Source organism: Pseudomonas sp. R84, from assembly GCF_009834515.1.
Taxonomy (GTDB): domain Bacteria; phylum Pseudomonadota; class Gammaproteobacteria; order Pseudomonadales; family Pseudomonadaceae; genus Aquipseudomonas.
The window spans coordinates 2086934-2113931 of the sequence record NZ_CP019426.1; the positions used below are offsets into that span (position 1 = coordinate 2086934).

Consider the following 26998-nt stretch of genomic DNA (forward strand, 5'->3'; position numbering starts at 1 on the left):
CCGCATTGGATTTAAAGGTGTCGACAATCATGCTGGATCAACTCGATCCCCCGGTCATCAGCGGCGACGATTCCGAGACACTCTCGGAAAACGTCTTCCGGCGCATTCAGGCAGCCATCGTCAAAGGCGAGATCGCTCCGGGCAGCAAGATCTCCGAGCCGGAGCTGGCGCGCACCTACGGCATCAGCCGTGGGCCGTTGCGTGAGGCGATTCATCGCCTGGAAGGCCAGCGCCTGCTGGTGCGCGTACCACACGTTGGTGCGCGGGTGGTCTCGCTCAGCCACGCCGAATTGCTCGAACTCTACGAAATCCGCGAATCCCTCGAGGGCATGGCCTGCCGTCTGGCGGCCGAACGCATGAGCGTCGAAGAAATCGACGAACTGCGCCGGGTGCTGGAAACCCACGAGCGCGACGCGGCGTTTCAGGCCGGCGTGGGTTATTACCAACAGGAAGGTGATTTCGACTTCCATTACCGGATCATCCAGGGCAGCGGCAACCGCACGCTGACGCAGATGCTCTGCGGCGAGCTCTATCAATTGGTGCGCATGTACCGCATCCAGTTCTCCACCACACCGAACCGCCCGCGTCAGGCCTTCGCCGAACACCACCGGATTCTCGATGCCATCGCCGACCGTGACGGCGAGCTCGCGGAATTGTTGATGCGCCGTCACATCGGCGCCTCGAAACGCAACATCGCCCGTCATTACCAGGACGGCACCCACAATAAGACAGCCACTGAACGAGGTGAGTCATGAGTTCCAAGCACAGCACCCCAGGCCAGCGTTTCCGCGATGCGGTCGCCAGCGAGCATCCCTTGCAGGTGGTCGGCGCGATCAACGCCAACCACGCGCTGCTGGCCAAGCGCGCCGGTTTCAAGGCGATCTACCTGTCCGGTGGCGGGGTGGCCGCAGGCTCGCTCGGCGTGCCGGATCTGGGCATCACCGGTCTGGATGACGTGCTGACCGACGTGCGCCGTATCACCGACGTTTGCGATCTGCCGCTGCTGGTCGACGTCGACACCGGTTTCGGCTCGTCGGCGTTCAACGTCGCGCGCACGGTGAAGTCGATGATCAAGTTCGGCGCGGCGGCGATTCATATCGAGGATCAGGTTGGCGCCAAGCGTTGCGGCCACCGTCCTAATAAAGAGATCGTCAGCCAGCAGGAAATGGTCGACCGCATCAAAGCCGCCGTTGATGCCCGCACCGACGACAGCTTTGTGATCATGGCCCGCACCGATGCGCTGGCGGTGGAAGGTCTGGAATCGGCACTCGATCGCGCTGCCGCGTGCATTGAGGCCGGTGCTGACATGATTTTCCCGGAAGCGATCACTGAGCTGGAGATGTACAAGCTGTTCGCCAACCGTGTGAAAGCGCCGATTCTGGCCAACATCACCGAGTTCGGTTCGACACCGCTGTACACCACCGAGCAACTGGCTGGCGCCGATGTTTCGCTGGTGCTCTATCCACTGTCGGCGTTCCGCGCGATGAACAAGGCCGCGGAAAACGTCTACACCGCAATCCGCCGCGACGGCACGCAGCAGAATGTCATCGACACCATGCAGACTCGCATGGAGCTTTACGATCGCATCGATTACCACACGTTCGAGCAGAAGCTCGATGCGTTGTTTGCACAAAAGAAAGGCTGAATCAAACCCTGTGGGAGCGAGCCTGCTCGCGAAAGCGGCGGGTCAGGCAATATCAATGTGACTGACACGACGCATTCGCGAGCAGGCTCGCTCCCACAAGTTTCCCCATACAAATTCAAGAAGATTGGAGAACACAATGGCCGAAGCAAAAGTACTCAGTGGCGCCGGGCTCCGTGGCCAGGTTGCCGGGCAAACCGCACTGTCCACCGTGGGCCAGGCCGGTGCCGGGCTGACCTATCGCGGCTACGACGTGCGTGAACTGGCAGCCGATGCGCAATTTGAAGAAGTCGCGTACTTGCTGCTGTACGGCGAGCTGCCAACGAAAGCGCAACTTGACGAATACCAAGGCAAACTGAGCAAGCTGCGCGACCTGCCGCAAGCGCTGAAAGAAGTGCTCGAACGCATCCCTGCCGACGCCCACCCGATGGACGTGATGCGCACCGGTTGCTCGTTCCTCGGCAACATCGAACCGGAGAAAGACTTCTCCGAGCAGCGCGACAGGACTGACCGTCTGCTCGCCGCGTTCCCGGCGATCATGTGCTACTGGTATCGCTTCAGCCACGACGGCAAACGCATCAACTGCGTTAGCGACGAGCCGACTATCGGCGGCCACTTCCTGCACCTGCTGCACGACAAGAAACCGAGCGAACTGCACGTCAAAGTGATGAACGTCTCGCTGATCCTTTACGCCGAACACGAATTCAACGCCTCGACCTTCACCGCCCGCGTTTGCGCCTCGACCCTGTCCGATTTGTATTCTTGCGTGACCGCCGCCATCGGCTCACTGCGCGGCCCGTTGCACGGTGGCGCCAACGAAGCGGCGATGGAAATGATCGAACGCTTCTCGTCGCCGGAAGAGGCAATCAAAGGCACCCTCGGCATGCTCGAACGCAAAGACAAGATCATGGGCTTCGGCCACGCGATCTATAAGGACAGCGATCCGCGCAACGAGGTGATCAAGGGCTGGTCGAAAAAACTCGCGGATGAAGTCGGTGACAAGGTGTTGTTTCCGGTTTCCGAAGCGATCGACAAGACCATGTGGGAGCAGAAAAAACTGTTCCCCAACGCCGATTTCTACCATGCCTCGGCGTACCACTTCATGGGCATCCCGACCAAGCTGTTCACGCCGATTTTCGTCTGCTCGCGCCTGACCGGCTGGGCTGCGCATGTGTTCGAACAGCGCGCCAACAACCGCATCATCCGTCCAAGCGCCGAGTACGTCGGCGTTGAACAGCGCAAGTTCGTGCCAATCGAACGTCGCTGAAATGGTGAGCTGACCCGGAACCAGAGAGCACCGCTAGACCCTGTGGGAGCGAGCCTGCTCGCGAAGACGGACTGACATCCAGCATGGATGTAGACTGATCTACCGCTTTCGCGAGCAGGCTCGCTCCCACAGTGGACGGTGTGTAACTCAGGTTTCTGGCCTCACCCTTTGAAACTACCGTGACCCGAGTCCTGACCCGATGAACACAGAATTCCGTAAAACCCTGACCGGCAGCCCTCTGGATTATTTCGACGCCCGTGCGGCGGTCGAAGCGATTCAGCCCGGCAGTTACGACACCCTGCCGTACACCTCCCGCGTGCTGGCGGAAAACCTCGTACGTCGCTGCGACCCGGCCACGCTCACCGATTCCCTCAAACAACTGATCGAACGCAAACGCGACCTCGACTTCCCGTGGTTCCCGGCGCGCGTGGTCTGCCACGACATTCTCGGCCAGACCGCGCTGGTCGACCTCGCCGGTTTGCGTGACGCGATCGCCTTGCAGGGCGGCGATCCGGCGCAGGTCAATCCGGTGGTGCCGACGCAATTGATCGTCGACCACTCGCTGGCAGTGGAAGCGGGCGGTTTCGACAAGCAGGCGTTCGAGAAAAACCGCGCCATCGAAGACCGGCGCAACGAAGACCGTTTTCACTTCATCAACTGGACCAAAAAGGCTTTCAAGAACGTTGATGTGATCCCGCCGGGCAACGGCATCATGCACCAGATCAACCTGGAGAAAATGTCACCGGTGATTCAGGTGCGTGAGGGCGTCGCGTTCCCCGATACTTGCGTCGGCACCGACAGCCACACCCCGCATGTCGATGCTTTGGGCGTGATCGCCATCGGCGTCGGCGGCCTCGAAGCCGAGAGCGTGATGCTCGGTCGCGCTTCGTGGATGCGTCTGCCGGAAAGCGTCGGCGTCGAGCTGACCGGCAAGCTGCAACCGGGCATCACCGCCACCGACATGGTGCTGGCGCTGACCGAATACCTGCGCAAACAGAAAGTCGTCGGCGCGTGGCTGGAATTCTTCGGCGAAGGCGCCGCCGCGCTGACCCTCGGCGACCGCGCAACCATCTCCAACATGGCCCCGGAATATGGCGCCACGGCGGCGATGTTCTACATCGATCAGCAGACCATCGATTACCTGAAACTGACCGGTCGTGAAGACCAGCAAGTGCAGCTCGTCGAGCAATACGCCAAGCTCACCGGCCTCTGGGCCGACAGTCTGAAAGGTGCGCAATATGAGCGCGGTCTGACTTTCGACCTGTCTTCGGTGGTGCGCAACATGGCCGGCCCGAGCAACCCGCACGCGCGCGTCGCGGTGTCGGATCTGGCCGCCAAAGGCATCTCCGGGCAGTGGGATGACGTGCCGGGGCAAATGCCTGACGGCGCGGTGATCATCGCCGCCATCACCAGTTGCACCAACACTAGCAACCCGCGCAACGTGATTGCTGCCGGCCTGCTGGCGCGCAACGCCAACAAGCTCGGTCTGACCCGCAAGCCGTGGGTGAAATCCTCGCTGGCGCCGGGTTCGAAAACCGTGGCGTTGTACCTCGATGAAGCAGGACTGACCACTGAGCTGGAGCAGCTCGGTTTCGGTGTCGTCGCCTTCGCTTGCACCACGTGCAATGGCATGTCCGGCGCGCTCGATCCGCTGATCCAGCAAGAGATTATCGATCGCGATCTCTACGCCACCGCCGTGCTCTCGGGCAACCGCAACTTCGACGGCCGCATTCACCCGTACGCCAAGCAAGCGTTCCTCGCCTCGCCGCCGCTGGTGGTCGCCTATGCGATTGCCGGGACCATCCGCTTCGATATCGAGAAGGACGTGTTGGGCGTGGTCGATGGCAAGGAAATCCGCCTGAAAGACATCTGGCCGAGCGATGAAGAAATCGACGCCGTGGTGAAGTCTTCGGTCAAGCCTGAGCAGTTCCGTCAGGTCTACATTCCGATGTTCGCCATCCACGAAGACACCGGCCCGAAAGTCACGCCGCTGTACGACTGGCGCGAGATGAGCACCTACATCCGCCGTCCGCCGTACTGGGAAGGCGCACTGGCCGGCGCCCGTCCGCTCAAAGGCATGCGCCCGCTGGCGGTGCTGCCGGACAACATCACCACCGATCACCTGTCGCCGTCCAACGCAATCATGCTCGACAGCGCCGCCGGCGAATACCTGGCGAAAATGGGTCTGCCGGAAGAAGACTTCAACTCGTACGCCACCCACCGTGGTGACCACTTGACCGCGCAACGCGCGACGTTCGCCAACCCGAAACTGTTCAACGAAATGGTCGTGGAAAACGGCAAGGTCAAGCAGGGTTCGCTGGCCCGTGTCGAGCCGGAAAGAAAAGTGATGCGCATGTGGGAAGCCATCGAAACCTACATGGAACGCAAGCAGCCGCTGATCATCATTGCCGGCGCCGATTACGGTCAGGGATCGTCCCGCGACTGGGCGGCGAAAGGCGTGCGACTGGCCGGCGTCGAAGCGATTGCCGCTGAGGGTTTCGAGCGCATTCACCGCACCAACCTGGTGGGCATGGGCGTGTTGCCGCTGGAGTTCAAAGCGGGCACCGACCGTCACACCCTGGCCATCGACGGCAGCGAAACCTACGACGTGATCGGCGAGCGCAAACCGCGTGCGGATCTGACAATGGTGATCCATCGCCAGAACGGCGAGCGCGTTGAGGTGCCGGTGACCTGTCGTCTGGATACCGCTGAAGAAGTGTCGATCTACGAGGCTGGCGGCGTATTGCAGCGCTTCGCGCAGGACTTCCTTGAAGAGTCGGCGGTTGCCGTTTAAATCAACTGATGTGGGCATGGGATTTTAAGTCCCATGCTTTCGGTAAGGAGCAATATGGCTCACGCACCACAAATCAAAATCCCCGCCATCTACATGCGAGGCGGCACCAGCAAAGGCGTGTTCTTCAGCCTCAAGGATCTGCCTGAAGCGGCACAGATTCCCGGCCCGGCTCGGGACGCTTTATTGCTGCGCGTGATCGGCAGTCCTGACCCGTACGACAAGCAGATCGACGGCATGGGCGGCGCGACTTCGAGCACCAGCAAAACCGTGATCCTGTCGAAAAGCATCAAGGCCGATCACGACGTCGATTACCTGTTCGGACAGGTCTCGATCGACAAGCCGTTCGTGGACTGGAGCGGCAACTGCGGCAACCTCTCGGCTGCGGTCGGTTCGTTTGCCATCAGCAACGGTCTGGTCGACGCCAGCCGCATTCCGCACAACGGTGTCGCGGTGGTGCGCGTGTGGCAGGCCAACATTGGCAAAACGATTATTGCCCACGTGCCGATCACCAACGGCGAAGTGCAGGAAACCGGTGATTTCGAACTCGACGGCGTGACCTTTCCTGCGGCCGAAGTGCAAGTTGAATTCATGGACCCGGCAGCGGAAGAAGAGGGTGGCGGTGGCTCGATGTTTCCTACCGGCAACCTGATCGATGAGCTGGAAGTGCCGGGTGTCGGTACGTTCAAGGCGACCATGATCAACGCCGGTATCCCGACGATTTTCGTCAACGCCGCAGACATCGGTTACACCGGGACCGAGTTGCAGAGTGCGATCAACAGCGATCCGCAAGCGCTGCAGATGTTCGAGACGATTCGAGCTTATGGCGCGTTGCGCATGGGCCTGATTGCCAATGTGGATGAAGCGGCCAAGCGGCAGCACACGCCGAAAGTCGCGTTCGTTGCCAAGCCTGCTGATTACGTGGCGTCGAGTGGCAAAGCGGTTGGGGCTGGCGATGTGGATTTGCTGGTGCGCGCGTTGTCGATGGGCAAGTTGCACCACGCGATGATGGGCACGGCGGCGGTGGCGATTGGGACTGCGGCGGCTATTTCCGGCACGTTGGTAAACCTTGCTGCCGGTGGCGTTGAACGCAATGCCGTGCGTTTCGGGCATCCGTCCGGGACCTTGCGCGTTGGCGCTGAAGCCAGTCTGGAAAACGGCGAGTGGATCGTCAAAAAAGCCATCATGAGCCGTAGTGCCCGCGTGCTGATGGAAGGCTATGTACGCATCCCCGGAGACTCTTTCTGATTCGATAACCTTTGCCCTCACCCCAGCCCTCTCCCGGAGGGAGAGGGGGCCGACCGAGGTGTCTGGGGTTGTACATTGATCTGATCGATTATGGATTCAGCGCAGATCGCTCACGTCGGTGAACCTCTACAGCATCCCCCATTCGGTTCCCTCTCCCTCGGGAGAGGGCTAGGGTGAGGGGCAACTCACTGAAGAAACCCAAAACAAGCAGGCACCCCGGACCTGCAATCAACCAGACCAACCCAGCCAAGCCCTGAGGAAGACCGCACCACTCATCATTCCCGCACAGGAGAACCGCAATGAGCGCCAACGTCGACCTGAACAACCGCCCCGATTACGACCGTGTCCTGCAGGACATTGCCGACTACGTCCTCACCTTCAAAGCCCCCTCTGCCGAAGCCCTCGACACCGCCCGCAACTGCCTGATGGACACGCTGGGCTGTGGCCTGCTGGCGTTGCGCTTTCCCGAGTGCACCAAACACCTGGGCCCGATAGTCGAAGGAACGGTGGTTCCTTACGGTGCGCGGGTCCCCGGCACCTCCTATCGCCTCGACCCAGTCAAGGCCGCGTGGGACATCGGCTGCATCGTCCGCTGGCTCGACTACAACGACACCTGGCTCGCTGCCGAGTGGGGCCATCCATCCGACAACCTCGGCGGGATTCTCGCGGTGGCCGATCATCTTTCGCAGAAGCGTCTGGCCAGCGCTGAAGCGCCGCTGACAATCCGCGATGTGCTTGAAGCGATGATCATGGCCCACGAAATTCAAGGTGTGATTGCCCTGGAAAACTCCTTCAATCGTGTAGGACTCGATCACGTCATTCTGGTGAAAGTCGCTTCAACCGCTGTCACCGCCAAACTGATGGGCGCCAATCGTGAGCAACTGTTGTCGGCGTTGTCTCATGCGTTTGCCGATGGTCAGGCCCTGCGTACCTATCGTCATGCGCCGAACGCCGGTTCACGAAAATCCTGGGCGGCGGGGGATGCGTCGAGTCGCGGTGTGCGTCTGGCCGATATTGCGATGCGTGGCGAGATGGGCATTCCCGGCGTTCTCACCGCCAGGCAATGGGGCTTTTATGATGTGCTGTTCAGCCACACCAATAGCGATCTGGCGCTGAAACCGGAAGATAAACGCGCCTTCAATTTCTCTCGGCCATTCGGCAGTTATGTGATGGAAAACGTCCTGTTCAAGATCAGCTTTCCCGCCGAATTCCACGCGCAAACCGCCTGCGAAGCCGCGGTGACACTGCACCCGCAAGTGCGCAATCGCCTGCACGAAATCGACAAAATCGTCATCACCACCCACGAATCGGCAATCCGCATCATTTCCAAGGTTGGACCGTTGGCCAACGCCGCCGACCGCGACCACTGCATCCAGTACATGACCGCCGTGCCACTGGCCTTCGGCAATCTGGTCGCCGAGCAATACGAAGACGATTTCCACCGTGCGCATCCGATCATCGATGTGCTGCGCGAGAAAATGCTCATCGTCGAAGAACCGCGTTTCACCCGCGAATATCTGGAGGCTGACAAGCGCTCGATCGCCAACGCCGTGCAGGTGTTTTTCAAGGATGGCAGCAGCACGGAAAACGTTGTCGTGGAGTACCCGATCGGCCATCGCCGGCGCCGTGCCGAGGGCATTCCATTACTGGAAGACAAGTTCAAGGCCAATCTGGCAACACGTTTCACCGGCCAGCGCAGCGGTGAGATCTTTGCGTTGTGCAAGGATCAAACCCGGCTCGAGGCCACCCCGGTAAACCGTTTCGTCGACCTACTTGTGATCTGACGAAAAACCTGTAGGAGCTGCCGCAGGCTGCGATCTTTTGACGTTGATGTTTAAAACAAGATCAAAGGATCGCAGCCTTCGGCAGCTCCTACACGGACCGCGTACGCCATTTTTCGATGGGCAATTTGGTGATCGCAAAACCGCTCAACAAAATCGCTGAATAGATCATCAACTCCCGGGACAGGGGTTGTCCCTCGTACCAGGCGCCGATGATCACGGCGAACACCGGGAAAATGATAAACACGAACGACAGAATGATCGGGCTCAAGCGTTTAAGCAGCAAAAAGTAAACGATGAATCCGCCGACCGACGCCACCAGTCCTAGGTAAAACAGGGCAGCCCAGGAGCGTGCGCTGACATCCCTGAACACCGGCGTCTCAATGCTCAGCCCGACAATAAATAACATCGCCCCGGCAATGCCGATCGGTAGCGTGTTGTAGGTAATCACGCTGATGGCGCTGCCATGTTTTTTCGTCACCACGTAACACAGCGCGTGCATCACCGCTGCGCACAGGATCGCCAGCCCCCCCAGCCATTCGGCCTGATCCAGGTGCAGACCCTGACTGCGGATAATCATGAGCAGACTGCCAAAGCCAATCGCGATACCGAGCATCTGCGACGGGTAGATTTTCTCGCGCAGAAACAACGCGGAAAACAGCAGGATAAACACCGGCATGCAACTGAACAGCAGGGCGGTCAAGCCCGATGACACGTGCATCTCGCCGTAGTTGAGCAGGTAGTAGGGCAGGCTGAAATACGACAGCGTGACGAACACAAAAAACCAGCGACTTTTTCTGGGAAACAACAGCGGTTCCTTGCGCAACAGCGCGAAGCTCAGAAACAGCGGAAAAGCGATCAAAAAACGCAATCCGGCGGCCGTCAGCGGCGGCACGCTTTCCACCGCAATCTTGATCCCCAGCCACGTCGTGCCCCAACTCAGGCAGACGATCAGAAACAAGGTGCTGGTAACCAGTCCTGCGAGCCAGGGTTTGCTGATGTGCATCGGTGTGCTGACGGCGGTCGACATGTGGCGTGCTCCGAACGGTGGAATTGACCTGATCGCGGAAACGGTCTATTTCTGATTGACCCTTTTTTAATCACGCTATTCGGGGTGAGAATGACTGTCAAAGTAAGTATTGCCATGGTGTCAATCCTCCGTGGTGGTCTCGCCAATGGCGTGGGCGTGAAGTACAAACGCCTGGCGAATGCCGTCGCGCAGGCCATCGATGAGGGCGTCATCGATTCCGGTAGTAAACTGCCGCCGCATCGGTTGTTGGCCGACAATCTCGGAGTGACCATCGGTACGATCAGCCGTGCCTACGGCGAATTGGAACGCGTGGGATTGGTCGTCGCCCGCGTCGGAGATGGCACTTATGTGTCTCAGCGCGGGATGGAGCGGGCGCAGGACAAAGGCTTTCGTAATGTCAGCGATGAGCCGTCAGCCTGTTTCGATATGAGCCGCAATCAGCCGATTCCCGCACAGGAAGCGGCGTTCATGAGCCAGAGTCTGCAGGAACTGGCCAGTGATCCGCGGGTGTTACAGCAGTTGACCGGTTACACCGCCGAAGCGGGGCTGGCACGGCACCGATTGGCCGGGGCGGTCTGGCTGCAGCACGAAGCGTTCGTGCCGCACGCCGATCAGGTGTTGTGCGTCAACGGTGGTCAGCATGGCTTGTTGTGCGCGTTGATGGGCCTGCTCAAGGTCGGCGACACAGTGGTGACTGAGCATTTGTCCTACCCGGGATTGATCGGCGTCGCACGCCAGCTTGGGATAAAACTTGTCGGCGCGACGATGGATGACGAAGGACTGTTGCCGTCGGCACTGGAGGACATCTGCCGTCAACATCGTGTTTCAGCGCTGTATTGCACGCCAACGATCCAGAATCCTACAGCCGCTGTGATGTCGATCTCACGGCGCCAGGCGATTGCCGATATCTGCCGCCAGCACAATTTGCTGATTATCGAAGACGAAGCCCATGCGGTTCTGGACCGCCAGCGCCCGTTGCCGCTGAGTTATTTCGCGCCGGAGCGCTCGGTGTTGATCGGCAGTCTGAGCAAGGCTGTTTCCGCCGGATTGCGCGTCGGTTACCTGCATGCGCCACTGCCGCTGGTCGGGCGTTTGAGTTCCGCCATTCGTGCAACGTGCTGGATGGCCAATCCGTTATCGATGGAAGTGGCGAGCCTGTGGATTGAAAGCGGCATGGCCGAGCGCTTGTTGGACGAGCAAATAAGCGAGATTGGCCGGCGCAAGGCACTGGTTTCGCCCGTTCTGCAGGGCTTGAATTACAAGACTCATGCTTACAGCCCGCATTTCTGGGTGGAGGTGCCTGAGCTGTGGCGGGCGTCGCAGATTGCCGCGGAGTTGAAGGAAAACAACTATCTGGTCGCCACCGCTGAGGCGTTTGCGGTCGGGCATGCGGCGGTGCCGCAGTTTGTTCGGGTGAGTGTGTGTAATGCAGTGGGGGATGATGGGTTGTTGCTGGGGGGCTTTGAAGCTCTGGCGCAGGCATTAACAGAGTCCGTGTAATCGTTCTTCGCGAGCAAGCTCGCTCCCACAGTGGACCGCATTCTTTCAGTTGGAATGCATTCCCCCTGTGGGAGCGAGCCTGCTCGCGATAGCGGTCATTCAGACACCACAAATCTATTTGAACCGCCGCTCCACACCTTTCTCCACCAGAATCTTCGCCGAAATCTCTTCCACCGAAAAATGCGTGGAGTTGATGTTGGGGATGTTCTCGCGGCGGAACAGATTCTCTACCTCACGCACTTCGAATTCGCACTGGGCGTAGCTCGAATAGCGGCTGTTGGGCTTGCGCTCGTTGCGGATCGCGGTGAGGCGGTCGGGGTCGATGGTCAGGCCGAACAGCTTGTGCTGATGGGCGCGCAGGGCCGTCGGCAGGGTCAGGCGTTCCATGTCGTCTTCGGTCAGCGGATAGTTGGCCGCGCGAATGCCGAACTGCATGGCCATGTACAGACACGTCGGCGTTTTGCCGCATCGCGACACGCCCACTAGTATCAAATCGGCTTTGTCGTAATAGTGCGTGCGCGCACCGTCGTCGTTGTCGAGGGCAAAGTTAACCGCCTCGATACGCTCCATGTAATTGGAGTTGTGCCCGATCGAGTGCGACTTGCCGACCGTGTAGGAAGAGTGCTCGGTCAGTTCCTGCTCCAGCGGGGCAAGAAAGGTCGAGAAAATGTCGATCATGAAACCATTGGACGTTGCGAGAATCTCACGGATGTCCTGATTGACGATGGTGTCGAAGATGATCGGGCGAAAGCCGTCGGTTTCAGCGGCTTTGTTGATTTGTTGTACCATGGCCCGCGCTTTTTCAACGCTGTCGATGTACGGTCGCGTGAATTTGCTGAAGGTAATGTTTTCGAACTGCGCCAGAAGGCTTTGACCCAGGGTTTCGGCAGTGATGCCGGTGCCATCGGAGATGAAGAAAGCAGATCGTTTCATTTGCACCTTGGGCCTTAAGCTAATGAGCATTTCTGGATATGATAGGCGCGATTTGTCGGCCGCGACTGGCCCGCATTCTCACTTATTTTCCAGGTCCAGGCCATACAACCGGCCAAGGCTCCCCCGGGCCGCCGGTTTCTGAGCTTTTCCAACACAGTTAGTGGAGAGATCACCTTGGTAGAGTACGTAGTTTCCCTCGATAAGCTCGGCAAACACGATGTTGAGCATGTGGGGGGCAAGAACGCATCCCTGGGCGAGATGATCAGTAACCTGGCAGGCGCCGGTGTTTCGGTCCCCGGCGGCTTCGCCACGACGGCTCAGGCTTATCGTGATTTCCTCGAACTGAGCGGCCTCAATGACCAGATCCACGCGGCCCTCGATGCGCTCGACGTCGACGACGTCAACGCCCTGGCCAAGACCGGCGCGCAGATCCGTCAATGGATCATGGAAGCCGAATTCCCGGAAAAACTGAATGCCGAGATCCGCACCGCCTTCGCCGCGCTGTCGGCCGGCAACCCTGACGTGGCCGTGGCCGTGCGTTCTTCCGCCACCGCCGAAGACTTGCCGGACGCCTCGTTCGCCGGTCAGCAGGAAACCTTCCTGAACATCCGTGGTGTGGAAAACGTTATCCGCGCCGCCAAAGAGGTGTTTGCTTCGCTGTTCAACGACCGTGCGATTTCCTACCGCGTGCACCAGGGCTTCGACCACAAACTGGTCGCCCTGTCGGCTGGCGTGCAGCGCATGGTGCGTTCGGAAACCGGCACTGCCGGCGTGATGTTCACCCTCGATACCGAATCCGGTTTCCGTGACGTGGTGTTCATCACCGGCGCTTACGGCCTGGGCGAAACCGTCGTACAAGGCGCGGTCAACCCGGATGAGTTCTACGTGCACAAGGGCACGCTGGAAGCCGGTCGTCCGGCGATCCTGCGTCGCAACCTCGGCAGCAAAGCCATCAAGATGATCTACGGCGACGAGGCCAAGGCCGGTCGTTCGGTCAAGACCATCGATGTCGACAAGGCTGACCGCGCGCGTTTCTGCCTGTCCGACGCTGAAGTCAGCGAGCTGGCCAAGCAAGCGATGATCATCGAAAAGCACTACCAGTGCCCGATGGACATCGAATGGGCCAAGGACGGTGACGACGGCAAGCTGTATATCGTTCAGGCCCGTCCGGAAACCGTGAAAAGCCGCACCCAGGCCAACGTCATGGAACGTTACCTGTTGAAAGAAACCGGCACCGTGCTGGTTGAAGGTCGCGCCATTGGCCAGCGCATCGGCGCCGGTAAAGTGCGCATCATCAAAGATGTCTCCGAGATGGACAAAGTCCAGCCGGGCGACGTACTCGTTTCCGACATGACCGACCCGGACTGGGAACCGGTGATGAAGCGCGCCAGCGCCATCGTCACCAACCGTGGCGGCCGTACTTGCCACGCAGCGATCATCGCTCGCGAGCTGGGTATTCCGGCTGTGGTTGGTTGCGGCAACGCCACCCAATTGCTGAAGGATGGCCAGGGCGTGACCGTGTCCTGCGCTGAAGGCGACACCGGTTACATCTTCGAAGGCGAGCTGGGTTTCGACATCAAGAAGAACTCCGTCGACGCCATGCCGGAGCTGCCGTTCAAGATCATGATGAACGTCGGCAACCCGGACCGCGCTTTCGACTTCGCACAGTTGCCGAATGCCGGTGTCGGCCTGGCCCGTCTGGAATTCATCATCAACCGCATGATCGGCGTCCACCCGAAAGCGCTGTTGAACTACGACGGTCTGCCACAGGAAATCAAGGACAGCGTCGACAAGCGTATCGCCGGTTACAATGACCCGGTCGACTTCTACGTCGACAAACTGGTGGAAGGCATCAGCACCCTGGCTGCAGCGTTCACGCCGAAAAAAGTCATCGTGCGTCTGTCGGACTTCAAGTCCAACGAATACGCCAACCTGATCGGTGGCAAGCTCTACGAGCCGGAAGAAGAGAACCCGATGTTGGGCTTCCGTGGCGCTTCGCGTTACATCAGCGAATCGTTCCGTGACTGCTTCGAACTCGAATGCCGCGCGCTGAAACGTGTGCGCAACGAGATGGGCCTGACCAACGTTGAAATCATGGTGCCGTTCGTCCGTACCTTGGGCGAAGCCAGTCAGGTTGTCGATCTGCTCGCCGAAAACGGCTTGAAGCGCGGCGAAAACGGTCTGCGCGTGATCATGATGTGCGAATTGCCATCCAACGCGATTCTGGCCGAAGAGTTCCTCGAATTCTTCGACGGTTTCTCGATCGGTTCCAACGACCTGACTCAGCTGACGCTGGGCCTGGACCGCGATTCCGGTATCATCGCGCACCTGTTCGACGAGCGTAATCCGGCGGTCAAGAAGCTCTTGGCCAACGCGATTGCCGCGTGCAACAAGGCCGGCAAGTACATCGGCATCTGCGGTCAGGGTCCTTCGGACCACCCGGATCTGGCCAAGTGGCTGATGGAACAGGGCATCGAAAGCGTGTCGCTGAACCCGGATACCGTGCTGGAAACCTGGTTCTTCCTGGCGGAAGGCCAGGCGCCGGCTTGATCAACATGTGAATGGGCCGCGTCCCCCTGTAGGAGTGAGCCTGCTCGCGATAGCGTCATGACAGTCTGCATTGATTCGAATGACACACCGCCATCGCGAGCAGGCTCGCTCCTACACGATTCGGCTCCTTATGATTCAAACAGGGCGGGGTCTCCGGATGCCGCCCTTTTTTGTGCAAGAGCATTATGCAAAGCAGCAGCAACCTGTTTCCTGTCGCCCTGATCAGCGCCGAACGGCGCGGCGATCTGAGCGAAGACGTTTACCGACTGAAGCCCGGCAACAGTCCCGACTGGTCCGTGGAGATCGCCGTCACCCGTTTGGGCATGGCCGATGACTCCGCGCCACGCGGCGTGCCGGTGATTCTGCTGCACGGCAGTTTTTCCAATCGTCGCTTCTGGTTTTCACCGAAAGGCCTGGGCCTGGGCGCGTATCTGACGCGACTGGGGTTCGACGTGTGGATTCCGGAGATGCGCGGCCACGGCCTGTCGCAGCGCAATGAGGAGTACCGGCGCAATCGTGTCGCCGACTACGCCCGTTACGATCTGCCGGCGATTGCCGCGTTCGTGCGTGAGCAGAGCGGGCAGATCCCGCACTGGATCGGCCATTCGCTGGGCGGCATCACTTTGGCCGCAGCGCTCGGTGGCGAATACCTCGGCGAGCCTGCCGTAGCTTCGGCAGCGTTTTTCGGCACACAAGTCAGCCGCACTTACTGGCCGCTGAAAATTCCGCCGGTGGAGTGGAGCAGCCGCTTCATTCTCAAGCGTTTTGCGCAACTGTCGGGTTCACGCCTCAAGCGCGGCCCGGAAGATGAGCCGATCGGTCTGGCGCTGGAAAGCATGCGCTGGTACGGCTTGTTCGGCCGTTTTGGCGACAAGGACACGGATTGGTGGGCGGGGCTGGCCGATGTTCAAGTGCCAGTGCTGGCGGTGACTGCAGCAGGGGATCATCAGGATCCTGCGTGGGCCTGTCGCAAACTGTTTGAGCAAATTGGCTCCGAACACAAGCAGTTCATCAATCTGGGGCGCGAGAAGGGTTTCACTGATAATTTCGGTCATGTTGAAATGTTGGTGAGCAAAACCGCGCAGACTGAGGTGTGGCCGTTGGTGGCGCGCTGGTTGAACGATCAGCACGCGCCGTTGCTGGGCGAGCAGCCTGATCTGGTTGCTGCGGTCTGAGACGGAGGCTCTGAAGGGCATTTCGTTCAGATCGGCTTGCGGCTAAGATATGACGAATTGTGCGGTTCTGGTCATATTCGGTGACTGTTTAGCAATTACGTTTCAGCGTTTGTTCAGGTTCATTCAGCGAACATTCAATGAGCTAAGGTAAACAGCGACCAGCGGAGCTCGTCTCTTCAGAACGCGGCATCCTTGATCGTCTTCCTTTTTACAGGAGTTTTTCGATGAACCATTACCTTACGCCTGACCTGTGCGACGCCTATCCGGAGCTGGTGCAGGTGCTGGAACCGATGTTCAGCAATTTCGGTGGCCGTGATTCGTTCGGTGGCGAAATCGTGACCATCAAATGCTTCGAAGACAACTCGTTGGTCAAGGAACAAGCCGAACTCAAAGGTAATGGCAAGGTGCTGGTGGTCGATGGCGGTGGTTCGCTGCGTCGCGCGCTGCTGGGCGACATGATTGCCGAGAAGGCTGCTAAAAACGGTTGGGAAGGGCTGGTGATCTACGGTTGCATCCGTGACGTCGACGTCATCGCGCAAACCGATCTGGGTGTGCAGGCGCTGGCCAGCCATCCGATGAAAACTGAAAAACGTGGTATCGGTGACCTCAACGTTCCGGTGACTTTCGCCGGTGTGACGTTCCACCCGGGCCAGTACATTTATGCGGACAACAACGGCGTGATCATTTCGCCGAGCCCGCTGCAGATGCCTGAATAAGAGTTTCGACAAAGGGATGCGGATGTTCGAGGAAGAAAACGCGCAATGGGGGTTGGTGCATGCCCTGGTGCTGGACGGAAAAGGCGGTGCGCGTTCGATAGCCCGGACTGAGCTCGACGATTTGCAGTTGCAGGCCCATGAAAGCCTGTGGCTGCATTGGGATCGCAGCCATCCGCAGACCCAGACCTGGCTGCGCAAATCCAGCGGTCTCAACGAATTCACCTGCGACCTGCTGCTGGAAGAGAACACGCGTCCGCGCCTGTTGCCGTTGCCGGATGCCGAACTGCTGCTGTTTCTGCGCGGGGTCAATCTCAACCCGGGTGCCGAGCCGGAAGACATGGTTTCGGTGCGGATTTTTGCTTCGGCCCAACGGGTGATTTCCCTGCGCTTGCGCCCATTGCGCGCCACCGATGAACTGTTGGTGCAATTGGCGGATGGCAAAGGTCCGAAAACGGCCTCTGAACTGATCCTTTATCTGGCGCAGTTCCTCACCAACAAGGTTCAGGATCTGGTCACTTGCCTCTCGGAAATCGCCGATGAGGAAGAAGAAAAGATGGATGCCGACGAACGGTATACCCCTGAGCATGGCGCCATTTTGCACATCCGTCGCAGGGCTGCCGGGCTGAAGCGTTTTCTTGCGCCGCAGCGGGATATTTTTGGACAACTCACGCGGATAAAACTGCCGTGGTTTGTCGATGACGATGCCGATTACTGGAACGAATTGAACAACAGCCTGACCCGCTATCTCGAAGAGCTCGAATTGACCCGAGAGCGCGTGGGGCTTGTGCTTGAGGCTGAAGACCGGCGTTTGAGCGAGCGCATGAATCGCACGATGTACCGCTTCGGGATCATCACCTGCATCTTTTTACCGATGAGTTTCATCACCGGTCTGCTGGGCATCAACGTTGGCGGCATTCCATTCTCCAGCAGCCCCTATGGTTTCCTGATTGCCTGTTTGACGGTGCTCGCCCTGGCCTTTGGTCAGTGGTGGTTGTTCCGTCGTTTGCGCTGGGTTTGAACATGGAGCATGTGACCCGACCAAATCTGCCCGCGTCTTTCACAGACATCACGAGAGGTGCGTATGCACGATCCGTTTGAACAGTCTTTGCGCGACATGCTCAACGCCTCGCCGTCCAGCCGCGACGACGATGCGTGCTTGGGCCGCGTACTCAAAACCGCCAACCGCCAGGTTGGCGCCGGTGATCTGTTCAGCCTGCTGGGCCGCTGGCTGCCCGCGCTGATGATCGCCCTGAATAACGGCTCGGCCCATGTCTCGCCGGTTTCCCGTCTTCGTAAACCTACCGCTCGCACTGCTGATAAGGCTGATTGAATATGGAACTCGACCTCTGGACTCAGAGCCTCGTCACTGCAATGACTGCGTTGTGGACCAAAGTGGCCAATTTCATCCCGAACCTGTTCGGCGCACTCGTCGTGCTGCTGTTGGGTTTCGTCGTGGCCAAGCTGCTCGATACCTTGCTCTCCAAGCTGCTCGCCAAACTGGGCCTTGATCGCCTGATGGGCGGTACCGGGCTGACCAAATTGATGTCCCGGGCGGGACTGCAGGTTCCGATTTCGACGCTGATCGGTAAAATCGTTTACTGGTTCGTCCTGCTGATTTTTCTGGTTTCTGCAGCAGAATCCCTTGGCCTTGAGCGAGTTTCAGCTACGCTGGATATGTTGGCGCTCTATTTGCCGAAAGTATTCGGCGCGGCGCTGGTGTTGCTGGTAGGTGTCTTGCTCGCGCAACTGGCCAACGGACTGGTGCGCGGGGCGGCAGAAGGCGTAGGCCTGGACTACGCTTCGGGGCTTGGGCGAATTGCTCAGGGGCTGGTAATCATCATCAGCATTTCGGTCGCGATCAGCCAGCTTGAGGTCAAGACCGACCTGCTGAACCATGTGATCGTCATCGTTTTGATTACCGTTGGTCTGGCGGTTGCGCTGGCCATGGGTTTGGGAAGCCGGGAAATTGCCGGTCAGATTCTTGCGGGAATCTATGTGCGTGAGTTGTATCAGGTTGGGCAACAAGTGCGTGTTGGCGAGGTCGAAGGGCAGATCGAGGAGATCGGCACGGTGAAAACCACATTGCTGACCGATGAGGGTGAGCTAGTCTCTCTTTCCAATCGGATCCTGCTGGAACAGCATGTGAGTAGCCGCTAATCCGGCAAACCCTGCTAATGTATGCCGCCGCAAAATGCCAGCTGATGCTGGTCGCGGTGGACATTGACCTGACTGTCGGCACGACTTGTTTTGAATAAAGCCCAAACGCTATCCACGCGCTACGACCCCCGCGAGCTCTCTGATGAGGAGTTGGTCGCGCGCTCGCATACCGAGCTTTTTCACGTAACGCGCGCTTATGAAGAACTGATGCGGCGTTACCAGAGAACATTATTTAACGTTTGTGCGAGATATCTTGGGAACGATCGCGACGCAGACGATGTCTGTCAGGAAGTCATGTTGAAGGTGCTGTATGGCCTGAAGAACTTCGAGGGGAAATCGAAGTTCAAAACGTGGCTCTACAGCATCACGTACAACGAATGTATTACGCAGTATCGGAAGGAACGGCGAAAGCGTCGCTTGATGGACGCATTGAGTCTTGACCCCCTCGAGGAAGCGTCCGAAGAAAAGGCGCCGAAACCCGAGGAGAAGGGCGGGCTTGATCGCTGGCTGGTGTATGTGAACCCGATTGACCGCGAAATTCTGGTGCTTCGATTTGTCGCAGAGCTGGAATTTCAGGAGATCGCAGACATCATGCACATGGGTTTGAGTGCGACAAAAATGCGTTACAAACGTGCTCTAGATAAATTGCGTGAGAAATTTGCAGGCATTGCTGAAACTTAGTTCAGCGCAAATATCTCTTACGTGTAGGCAAGTTCTGATAGACTTGCCGCCGAGTTGTCCCCCGGTTTGCGGGACTGCTTCACAATCACCAGATGGGGATTTAACGGATGAAACTGAAAAACACCTTGGGCTTGGCCATTGGTTCTCTGATTGCCGCCACTTCGTTCGGCGCTCTGGCACAAGGCCAAGGCGCAGTTGAAATCGAAGGCTTCGCAAAGAAAGAACAATTCGACAGCGCTCGTAACTTCAAGAACAACGGCAACCTGTTCGGCGGTTCGATCGGTTACTTCCTGACCGACGACGTTGAACTGCGTCTGGGCTACGACGAAGTGCACAACGTGCGTTCCGACGACGGTCGTAACATCAAGGGCGCTAACACCGCTCTGGACGCTCTGTACCACTTCAACAACCCAGGCGACATGCTGCGTCCATACGTATCGGCTGGTTTCTCCGATCAGAGCATCGGTCAGAACGGTTCTGGCGGTCGTAACCGTTCCACCTTCGCCAACGTTGGCGGCGGTGCCAAGCTGTACTTCACCGAGAACTTCTACGCCCGTGCCGGCGTTGAAGCTCAGTACAACATCGACCAGGGCGACACCGAGTGGGCTCCTAGCGTTGGTATCGGTGTGAACTTCGGTGGTGGCTCCAAGCCTGCTGCTGCTCCAGTTCCAGCACCAGCTGAAGTTTGCTCCGACAGCGACAACGATGGCGTTTGCGACAACGTTGACAAGTGCCCGGACACCCCAGCCAACGTAACTGTTGACGCTGACGGCTGCCCAGCAGTTGCTGAAGTTGTTCGTGTTGAGCTGGACGTTAAGTTCGATTTCGACAAATCTGTTGTTAAAACCAACAGCTACGGCGACATCAAGAACCTGGCGGACTTCATGAAGCAGTACCCATCCACCACCACTACTGTTGAAGGTCACACTGACTCCGTCGGTCCTGACGCTTACAACCAGAAACTGTCCGAGCGTCGTGCAAACGCCGTTAAGCAAGTTCTGACCAACCAGTACGGTGTTGAATCGTCCCGCGTTCAGTCTGTTGGCTACGGCGAATCCCGCCCAGTTGCTGACAACAAAACTGAAGCTGGCCGCGCTGTAAACCGTCGCGTAGAAGCGCAGGTTGAAGCTCAAGCTAAGTAATTAGCTGCCGCTCTGAGAAAAGCCCGGCTTAGGCCGGGCTTTTCTTTGCCTGCGATTTGAGATTGAAGCTTTGAAACCAGGCTGCTCCTACATTGCGGCAATACGCGTCTCGCTGGCTTCCTGCGCATAACCGGCCACGGCGCCGATCACCAGTATCGCAGGGCTCTTCAATTGAAATCTGTAGGCTGCTTCGTTCATTGCCGTGAGATCGCTCCGGCATTCTCGTTGTTCTGGTAACGATGCATTCTCGATCATCGCCACCGGGGTATCCGCCGCCATTCCGCCCGCCAACAACTGATCGCGAATCTCGCCCAGCTTAGCCACGCCCATGTATATCACCAGCGTTGTGCCACTTTGCGCCAGTGCCTGCCAGTTCAACTGGCTGTCGTCCTGAGTATGCGCAGTCACCAGCGTCACCCCGCGCGCTACACCGCGTAACGTCAATGGAATATCGCACTGCGTCGCCCCAGCGAGCCCGGCGGTGATGCCATTGACCAACTCCACCTCAACGCCACGTTCACGCAGCCATTGCGCCTCTTCACCGCCACGGCCGAAGATGCACGGATCGCCGCCCTTGAGCCGCACCACACACTTGCCATGACGGGCATAGCGCAGCATCAACCGATGGATAAATGCCTGCGGCGTGGAACGGCAACCACCGCGCTTACCCACCGCAATAATGCGCGCGCCAGGGCAGTGCTCGAGCACTGCGTCGTTGACCAGATCATCGATCAGCACCACATCGGCCTCGCGCAGGGCGCGCACCGCTTTGAGGGTCAGTAATTCGGGATCACCAGGACCTGCACCCACCAGCCAGACTTTTGCGTTCATGGTGTTTTCCTCATCAGATGACGGCGACTGGCTGCACATCGGCAGCCAGCAAGCGTTTTATTTCCGGGACACAGGAGCCGCATTGCGTGCCGCAGCCCAGATTGTTTTTCAAGCCTTGCAAATCGAGCCCTTGGCGAATACCGGCGCAGACCGCGTTGAGGCTGACGTTCTTGCAGTTGCACAGGGTTTTATCCGCAGCGATCTGCGCCCCGGCACTACCCGGAGGAGCACTCATCGGTGCCAGCAACCAGCGCCGCAGTTGTTCGTCCGCACGGCCCTCCAGCCACAACCCTTGCAGCCAATGCCGGGCGAGGGTTTCGCCGGCCAGGCGAATCGCGGTGATTCGGCCGTTTTCAATGCGTACGCGCTTGCCAATGGCCCGACGTGGATCGTCGTAAGCCAGAACCGGGCCGTCGATCAGTGACAGGCATCGGTCGATTTCATTGAGCAACTGCGCATCCGGCGCCTCGCTGCTGGCTGCGCGTATCAGCAATGCCGGTCGTTCACGTCCGACAAGGCTGAGACTCACGTAGGAAAATGCCTCACAGAGCGGTCGCAGGGCCTCGAAATGCCGTTGAACATCACCCTCAATGAGCGCGAAAAGCTGCCACGGCAGATTGACCGGCTCCAGGCGCACGCCGCTGTGTTTGAGTTCCGGTTGTTTCGACAACGGGTCGAAGGCCGGCAGGGTCAGGCTGTTTACGCCACCCTTGAGAAAGCGGTCGCCCCAGTGCATCGGTAGAAATGCCTGTCCCGGACGCACACTGTCATCGCTGCCAACCGCGACGATCACTGCGCCGCGACGACTTTTGAGGTTGACCAGATCTCCTGGCTGCAAGCGATGCCTGCGCAGTTCGTCCGGGTGCAAGCTCAACACCGCTTCGCTGACATGCCCGAACAATTGCGCCGCCGTGCCGGTGCGGCTCATACCGTGCCATTGATCACGCAGACGTCCAGTGATCAACGTCAGTGGAAAACGTGCGTCGCGCTGTTCTTTGGCGGCGCGATAAGGGTCGGCTATGAATTGCGCGCGTCCGTTGGCGGTTGGGAAAATCCCATCCTCGTACAGGCGTGGCGTTCCTTGCCGCGCTCCGACAGGGAAGGGCCATTGCTGCGGTCCGATCTCGTCGATCAGCGCGTGACTGATCCCGGACATATCCAGATCGCGGCCGCGTGTCAGCCCTTTGAACTCATCGAACAACTGCGCGGGCCGAGTAAACGTAAACAGGCTCGGCTCAGCGGGACGCAGATGTTTCTCCAGGCGCTGTGCGAAATCCACTGTGATCGCCCAGTCCGGCCGCGCTTCGCCCGGTGGGAGGATGGCCTTGCGTACGTGGGAAATGCGTCGTTCGGAGTTGGTCACCGAGCCTTCCTTCTCGCCCCAACTGGCGGCGGGTAGCAGGAGATCGGCAAACGCTGCGGTTTCGGTGGTGCGAAAGGCTTCTTGCAGAACCACAAACGGGCAAGCTTCCAGCGCCGCGCGCACTGAGTTCTGATCCGGCATCGATTGCGCAGGGTTGGTGCAGGCAATCCACAACGCCTTGATCTTGCCGCTGCGCACTTGCTCGAACAGTTCGATGGCGCTGAGACCAGTGTTTTCCGGCAGTTGATCCACACCCCAATAAGCCGCCACTTGTGAGCGATGCTCCGGGTTGGCCGCGTCACGATGACCCGGCAACAGGTTCGACAAGCTGCCGGTTTCGCGTCCGCCCATGGCATTTGGCTGGCCGGTCAGGGAGAAAGGTCCTGCACCCGGACGACCGATTTGTCCGGTGGCCAGGTGCAGATTGATCAGTGCACTGTTTTTCGCGCTGCCAGCCGTGGACTGGTTCAAACCCATGCACCACAGCGACAGAAAACTCGGCGAAGTGCCCACCCATTCGGCGCACTGCTGCAATTGCTCGACGCTGATGCCGCATAACTGCGAAACCATTTGCGGGGTGTAATCGCGCACCAGACTTTTCAGTTCGGCGAGGCCATCGGTGTGCGCTTTGACGAAATCGCGGTCGATCCAGTCTTCCCACAACAACAGATGCAAAATCCCATGAAACAAAGCGACATCGGTACCGGGCAGAATCGCCAGGTGCAAATCGGCAAGGTCGCAGGTGTCGGTGCGCCGTGGATCAATGACGATGACTTTCATCTGCGGGCGGCGAGATTTTGCTTCTTCCAGCCGACGAAAAAGTACCGGATGGGCGTAGGCCATGTTACTGCCGACGATCATCACGCAATCGCTGAGCTCCAGATCCTCATAACTGCACGGCGGGGCGTCGGCGCCGAGGCTGCGCTTGTAGCCGACCACGGCTGAGGACATGCACAGGCGCGAATTGCTGTCGATGTTGTTGGTCCCGACCAGTGCCCGTGCCAGCTTGTTGAAGGCGTAGTAGTCCTCGGTCAGCAACTGTCCGGAGATATAGAACGCCACGCTGTCAGGGCCGTGCTCGGCGATGGTCTCGGCGAACACGTTGGCAGCGTGTTCCAGTGCGGTGTCCCAGTCTGTGCGGCTGCGCGCCAGGCCTTTGCCCAGGCGCAATTCCGGGTACAGCGCGCGAGCGGCAAGGTCGCCGGTCAGATGCAGGGTCGAGCCTTTGCTGCACAGTTTGCCGAAGTTGGCCGGGTGCGCCGGATCGCCGCTGACGCCGAGGATGCGCTCGCCGTCATGCTCGATCAGCACGCCGCAGCCGACCCCGCAATAACAGCAGGTCGAGGCGGTCGTCTGGCGGTTCATCAGATGGCGTCCCGCAGGGCCAGTTGCACACGACCGTTTTCGACCCGCGCCGGGTGATGGTGCGCGCAACCGATGTCCGGCGCCTGCGCTTCGCCGGATTCGAGATCGATCTGCCAGTTGTGCAGCGGGCAGGCCACACGTTTGCCGTAGATCAAGCCTTGCGACAACGGCCCACCCTTGTGCGGGCAGCGGTCGTCGAGGGCGAAAACCTCATCGTCGCTTGTACGAAAAATCGCGATGTCACCTTTCGGCCCGGCAATGATCCGCGAGCCGAGGGCGTTGATCTCTTCGAGAGCACAGATATCCAGCCAGTTCATGCCGGCACCTCCAGGTTTTTCACAGGGATCACATCGAATTCTTTCTTCAGTTGCGGCTGCGCCAGGCGTTCTTTCCACGGGTCTTGTTCGAACGACAGGGAGAATTGCAGGCGTTCGTTCAGCGCTCTGCGGCGCTCCGGGTCTTCCAGCACGGCTTTCTTGATGTGTTCCATGCCGACCCGTTGCAGGTAATGCACGGTGCGTTCGAGGTAGAAGGCTTCTTCGCGATACAGCTGCAGAAAGGCGCCGTTGTATTCGCGCACTTCTTCGGCGGTTTTCAGCTTGACGAAGAATTCGGCGACTTCGGTTTTGATCCCGCCGTTGCCGCCGATGTACATCTCCCAACCGGAGTCGACGCCGATGATTCCTACGTCTTTGATCCCCGCTTCCGAGCAGTTGCGTGGGCATCCGGAGACAGCGAGTTTCACTTTGTGCGGCGACCACATGTTGAACAGGTCGTGCTCGAGTTCGATGCCCAGTTGTGTCGAGTTCTGCGTGCCGAAGCGGCAGAACTCGCTGCCGACGCAGGTTTTCACCGTGCGGATGGATTTGCCGTAAGCGTGGCCGGACGGCATGTCGAGGTCTTTCCAGACGCCGGGCAAGTCCTGCTTCTTGATGCCGAGCAAGTCGATGCGCTGACCGCCGGTGACCTTGACCATCGGCACGTTGTACTTGTCGGCGACGTCGGCAATCCGTCGCAGTTCCGAAGGATTGGTCACGCCGCCCCACATCCGTGGCACCACCGAATACGTGCCGTCCTTCTGGATGTTGGCGTGTGCACGTTCGTTGATCAGGCGTGATTGCGGATCGTCCTTGGCTTCGCCGGGCCAAGTGGAAATCAGGTAATAGTTGAGAGCAGGGCGGCACGTTGCGCAGCCGTTCGGCGTGCGCCAGTTGAGGTAGCTCATGGTGCCGGCGATGGTCAGCAGATGTTGCTCGCGAATGGCTTGGCGGATCTGCCCGTGATTGAGGTCGCTGCAACCGCAGATGGCTTTTTCGCTTTTCGGTTTGACGTCGGCCGCACCGCCGACGGTGTTGATCAGGATCTGTTCGACCAGCCCGGCGCACGAGCCACAGGAGCTGGCAGCCTTGGTGTGTTTCTTCACCTCATCGACGCTGAACAGGCCGTGTTCCTGAATGGCTTTGACAATGGTGCCTTTGCACACGCCGTTGCAGCCGCAGACTTCGGCGGTGTCGGCCATGACCATGGCTTTGTCCTGGCCCTGATGTCCTACGTCGCCGAGGGCGTTTTCGCCGAACATCAAGTGATCGCGGATCTCGCCGATGGCGTGATTCTCACGAATCTGCCGGAAATACCAACCGCCATCTGCCGTATCGCCGTACAGACAGGCGCCGACCAGTACGTCATCCTTGATCACCAGTTTTTTGTACACACCGCCGATCGGGTCGGAGAGGGTGATGGTCTCGGTGCCTTCGCCGCCCATGAAGTCGCCAGCGGAAAACAGGTCGATGCCGGTGACTTTGAGTTTGGTCGAAGTCACCGAACCCTGATAACGGGCGAACCCCAGTTGTGCGAGGTGATTGGCGCAGACTTTGGCCTGTTCGAACAGTGGCGCGACCAGACCGTAGGCAATCCCGCGATGGCTGGCGCACTCGCCGATCGCGTAAATGCGCGGGTCGTAGGTTTGCAGCGTGTCATTGACCAGGATCCCGCGATTGCACGGGATGCCGGCCTTCTCAGCGAGTTCGGTGTTGGGGCGAATGCCGGCAGCCATCACCACCAGATCAGCGGGGATGATGTCGCCGTTCTTGAATTGCACCGAGCCGACCCGGCCATTGCCAGCGTCGTGCAGGGCTTGGGTCTGTTCGCACAGACGGAAGTGCAAACCACGGGATTCGAGGGCGCTTTGCAGCAGTTGACCGCTGGTTTTATCCAGTTGCCGTTCCAACAACCATTCGCCGATATGCACCACGGTGACGTGCATGCCGCGCAGCATCAGGCCGTTGGCCGCTTCGAGACCGAGCAGACCGCCACCGATGACCACCGCGTGTTTGTGGGTTTTGGCGGTGTCGATCATGGCTTGGGTGTCGGCGATGTCGCGATAACCGATCACACCGTGCAGGGTGTTGCCGGGGATCGGCAGAATGAACGGCGTCGAGCCGGTGGCGATCAGCAGGCGGTCGTATTCGGCTTCGGTGCCGTCCTCGGCGATCACCCGGCGTTTGACCCGGTCGATCTCCACCACTTTGCGGTTGAGCAGCAACTTGATGTTGTTTTCCAGGTACCAATCGAGGTCGTTGAGGACGATCTCTTCGAAGGTCTGCTCGCCGGCCAGCACCGGTGACAGCAGAATGCGGTTGTAGTTGGTATGCGGTTCGGCGCCGAAGACGGTGATGTCGTACAGCTCGTTGCTCAGCTTGAGCAATTCTTCGAGGGTGCGGACCCCGGCCATGCCATTGCCGATCATCACCAGTTTGAGTTTTTTCATCAGGTTCTCCGGGGAGCTGCGGCTGGCCTCTTGTGGGCAGTCAGGCCTTGCTCGAGAAA

Annotated in this window: 21 protein-coding genes; 15 read left to right on the forward strand and 6 right to left on the reverse strand. The window is 59.1% G+C overall.

Going from position 1 to position 26998, the window contains the following annotated elements; translation table 11 throughout:
* Positions 1-32 precede the first annotated feature (32 nt).
* The 6 genes from PspR84_RS09455 (at position 33) to prpD (ending at position 8732) form a co-directional block, all read left to right on the forward strand.
* Complete coding sequence (locus PspR84_RS09455) at positions 33-755, forward strand: GntR family transcriptional regulator (RefSeq protein WP_174244498.1); 723 nt, start codon at positions 33-35, stop codon at positions 753-755.
* The gene (gene prpB, locus PspR84_RS09460) at positions 752-1645 is read left to right on the forward strand and encodes a methylisocitrate lyase (protein WP_103303868.1); all 894 of its coding nucleotides are present in this window, start codon (positions 752-754) and stop codon (positions 1643-1645) included. Before PspR84_RS09455 ends, prpB begins: the two co-directional genes overlap by 4 nt.
* Before the next feature lie 136 nt (positions 1646-1781).
* Positions 1782-2909: a 2-methylcitrate synthase gene (gene prpC, locus PspR84_RS09465; RefSeq protein ID WP_160057047.1), complete on the forward strand. Its 1128-nt coding sequence runs from the start codon at positions 1782-1784 to the stop codon at positions 2907-2909.
* A 199-nt stretch (positions 2910-3108) separates the two neighbouring features.
* The gene (acnD, locus tag PspR84_RS09470; RefSeq protein WP_160057049.1) at positions 3109-5703 is read left to right on the forward strand and encodes a Fe/S-dependent 2-methylisocitrate dehydratase AcnD; all 2595 of its coding nucleotides are present in this window, start codon (positions 3109-3111) and stop codon (positions 5701-5703) included.
* A gap of 54 nt (positions 5704-5757) precedes the next feature.
* Positions 5758-6948, forward strand: a complete 1191-nt coding sequence (gene prpF / locus PspR84_RS09475; protein WP_160057051.1) for a 2-methylaconitate cis-trans isomerase PrpF — start codon at positions 5758-5760, stop codon at positions 6946-6948.
* Positions 6949-7247: 299 nt separating this feature from the next.
* A complete protein-coding gene (prpD, locus tag PspR84_RS09480; RefSeq protein WP_160057053.1) occupies positions 7248-8732 on the forward strand; it encodes a 2-methylcitrate dehydratase in 1485 nt (494 codons plus the stop codon).
* Between the two features lie 88 nt (positions 8733-8820).
* Here the strand turns inward: prpD and PspR84_RS09485 are convergent, their stop codons facing one another.
* Positions 8821-9735, reverse strand: a complete 915-nt coding sequence (locus PspR84_RS09485; RefSeq protein WP_174244499.1) for an EamA family transporter — start codon at positions 9733-9735, stop codon at positions 8821-8823.
* A gap of 114 nt (positions 9736-9849) precedes the next feature.
* Here PspR84_RS09485 and PspR84_RS09490 point away from each other — a divergent pair, with 114 nt between their 5' ends.
* Entirely contained in the window at positions 9850-11259 is a 1410-nt protein-coding gene (locus PspR84_RS09490) for a PLP-dependent aminotransferase family protein (RefSeq protein WP_160057056.1), read from the forward strand.
* A 114-nt stretch (positions 11260-11373) separates the two neighbouring features.
* Here the strand turns inward: PspR84_RS09490 and PspR84_RS09495 are convergent, their stop codons facing one another.
* Positions 11374-12192 carry a pyruvate, water dikinase regulatory protein gene (locus tag PspR84_RS09495; protein WP_034152875.1) on the reverse strand — a complete coding sequence of 273 codons (819 nt, stop codon included), beginning with the start codon at positions 12190-12192 and terminating at the stop codon, positions 11374-11376.
* 174 nt (positions 12193-12366) lie between these two features.
* Between PspR84_RS09495 and ppsA the strand changes: the two genes are divergently transcribed.
* From ppsA to PspR84_RS09535, 8 genes are all read left to right on the forward strand, one after another.
* The gene (ppsA, locus tag PspR84_RS09500; RefSeq protein WP_160057057.1) at positions 12367-14742 is read left to right on the forward strand and encodes a phosphoenolpyruvate synthase; all 2376 of its coding nucleotides are present in this window, start codon (positions 12367-12369) and stop codon (positions 14740-14742) included.
* Positions 14743-14927: 185 nt separating this feature from the next.
* The gene (locus PspR84_RS09505) at positions 14928-15917 is read left to right on the forward strand and encodes an alpha/beta fold hydrolase (RefSeq protein WP_160057058.1); all 990 of its coding nucleotides are present in this window, start codon (positions 14928-14930) and stop codon (positions 15915-15917) included.
* Positions 15918-16141: 224 nt separating this feature from the next.
* Entirely contained in the window at positions 16142-16633 is a 492-nt protein-coding gene (gene rraA / locus PspR84_RS09510) for a ribonuclease E activity regulator RraA (RefSeq protein ID WP_137218790.1), read from the forward strand.
* 22 nt (positions 16634-16655) lie between these two features.
* Positions 16656-17651 (forward strand): zinc transporter ZntB, encoded by a 996-nt coding sequence (locus PspR84_RS09515; protein ID WP_160057059.1) that lies wholly within the window; start codon positions 16656-16658, stop codon positions 17649-17651.
* Between the two features lie 63 nt (positions 17652-17714).
* Positions 17715-17963 carry a hypothetical protein gene (locus tag PspR84_RS09520; protein WP_008076827.1) on the forward strand — a complete coding sequence of 83 codons (249 nt, stop codon included), beginning with the start codon at positions 17715-17717 and terminating at the stop codon, positions 17961-17963.
* A 2-nt stretch (positions 17964-17965) separates the two neighbouring features.
* Complete coding sequence (locus tag PspR84_RS09525; RefSeq protein ID WP_007916401.1) at positions 17966-18790, forward strand: mechanosensitive ion channel domain-containing protein; 825 nt, start codon at positions 17966-17968, stop codon at positions 18788-18790.
* 90 nt (positions 18791-18880) lie between these two features.
* Entirely contained in the window at positions 18881-19471 is a 591-nt protein-coding gene (gene sigX, locus PspR84_RS09530) for an RNA polymerase sigma factor SigX (RefSeq protein WP_011333251.1), read from the forward strand.
* Positions 19472-19578: 107 nt separating this feature from the next.
* Positions 19579-20613: an OmpA family protein gene (locus PspR84_RS09535; protein WP_160057060.1), complete on the forward strand. Its 1035-nt coding sequence runs from the start codon at positions 19579-19581 to the stop codon at positions 20611-20613.
* Between the two features lie 87 nt (positions 20614-20700).
* Here the strand turns inward: PspR84_RS09535 and cobA are convergent, their stop codons facing one another.
* The 4 genes from cobA to nirB are packed head-to-tail and all read right to left on the reverse strand — an operon-like array spanning position 20701 to position 26939.
* On the reverse strand, positions 20701-21444 hold the full coding sequence (cobA, locus tag PspR84_RS09540; protein ID WP_160057061.1) for a uroporphyrinogen-III C-methyltransferase: 744 nt from the start codon (positions 21442-21444) through the stop codon (positions 20701-20703).
* Between the two features lie 13 nt (positions 21445-21457).
* Complete coding sequence (locus PspR84_RS09545; RefSeq protein ID WP_160057062.1) at positions 21458-24172, reverse strand: nitrate reductase; 2715 nt, start codon at positions 24170-24172, stop codon at positions 21458-21460.
* Complete coding sequence (gene nirD / locus PspR84_RS09550) at positions 24172-24489, reverse strand: nitrite reductase small subunit NirD (RefSeq protein WP_053118721.1); 318 nt, start codon at positions 24487-24489, stop codon at positions 24172-24174. The genes PspR84_RS09545 and nirD overlap by 1 nt, the downstream gene beginning before the upstream one ends.
* Positions 24486-26939, reverse strand: a complete 2454-nt coding sequence (nirB, locus tag PspR84_RS09555) for a nitrite reductase large subunit NirB (RefSeq protein ID WP_160057063.1) — start codon at positions 26937-26939, stop codon at positions 24486-24488. Before nirB ends, nirD begins: the two co-directional genes overlap by 4 nt.
* Positions 26940-26998: the final 59 nt, after the last annotated feature.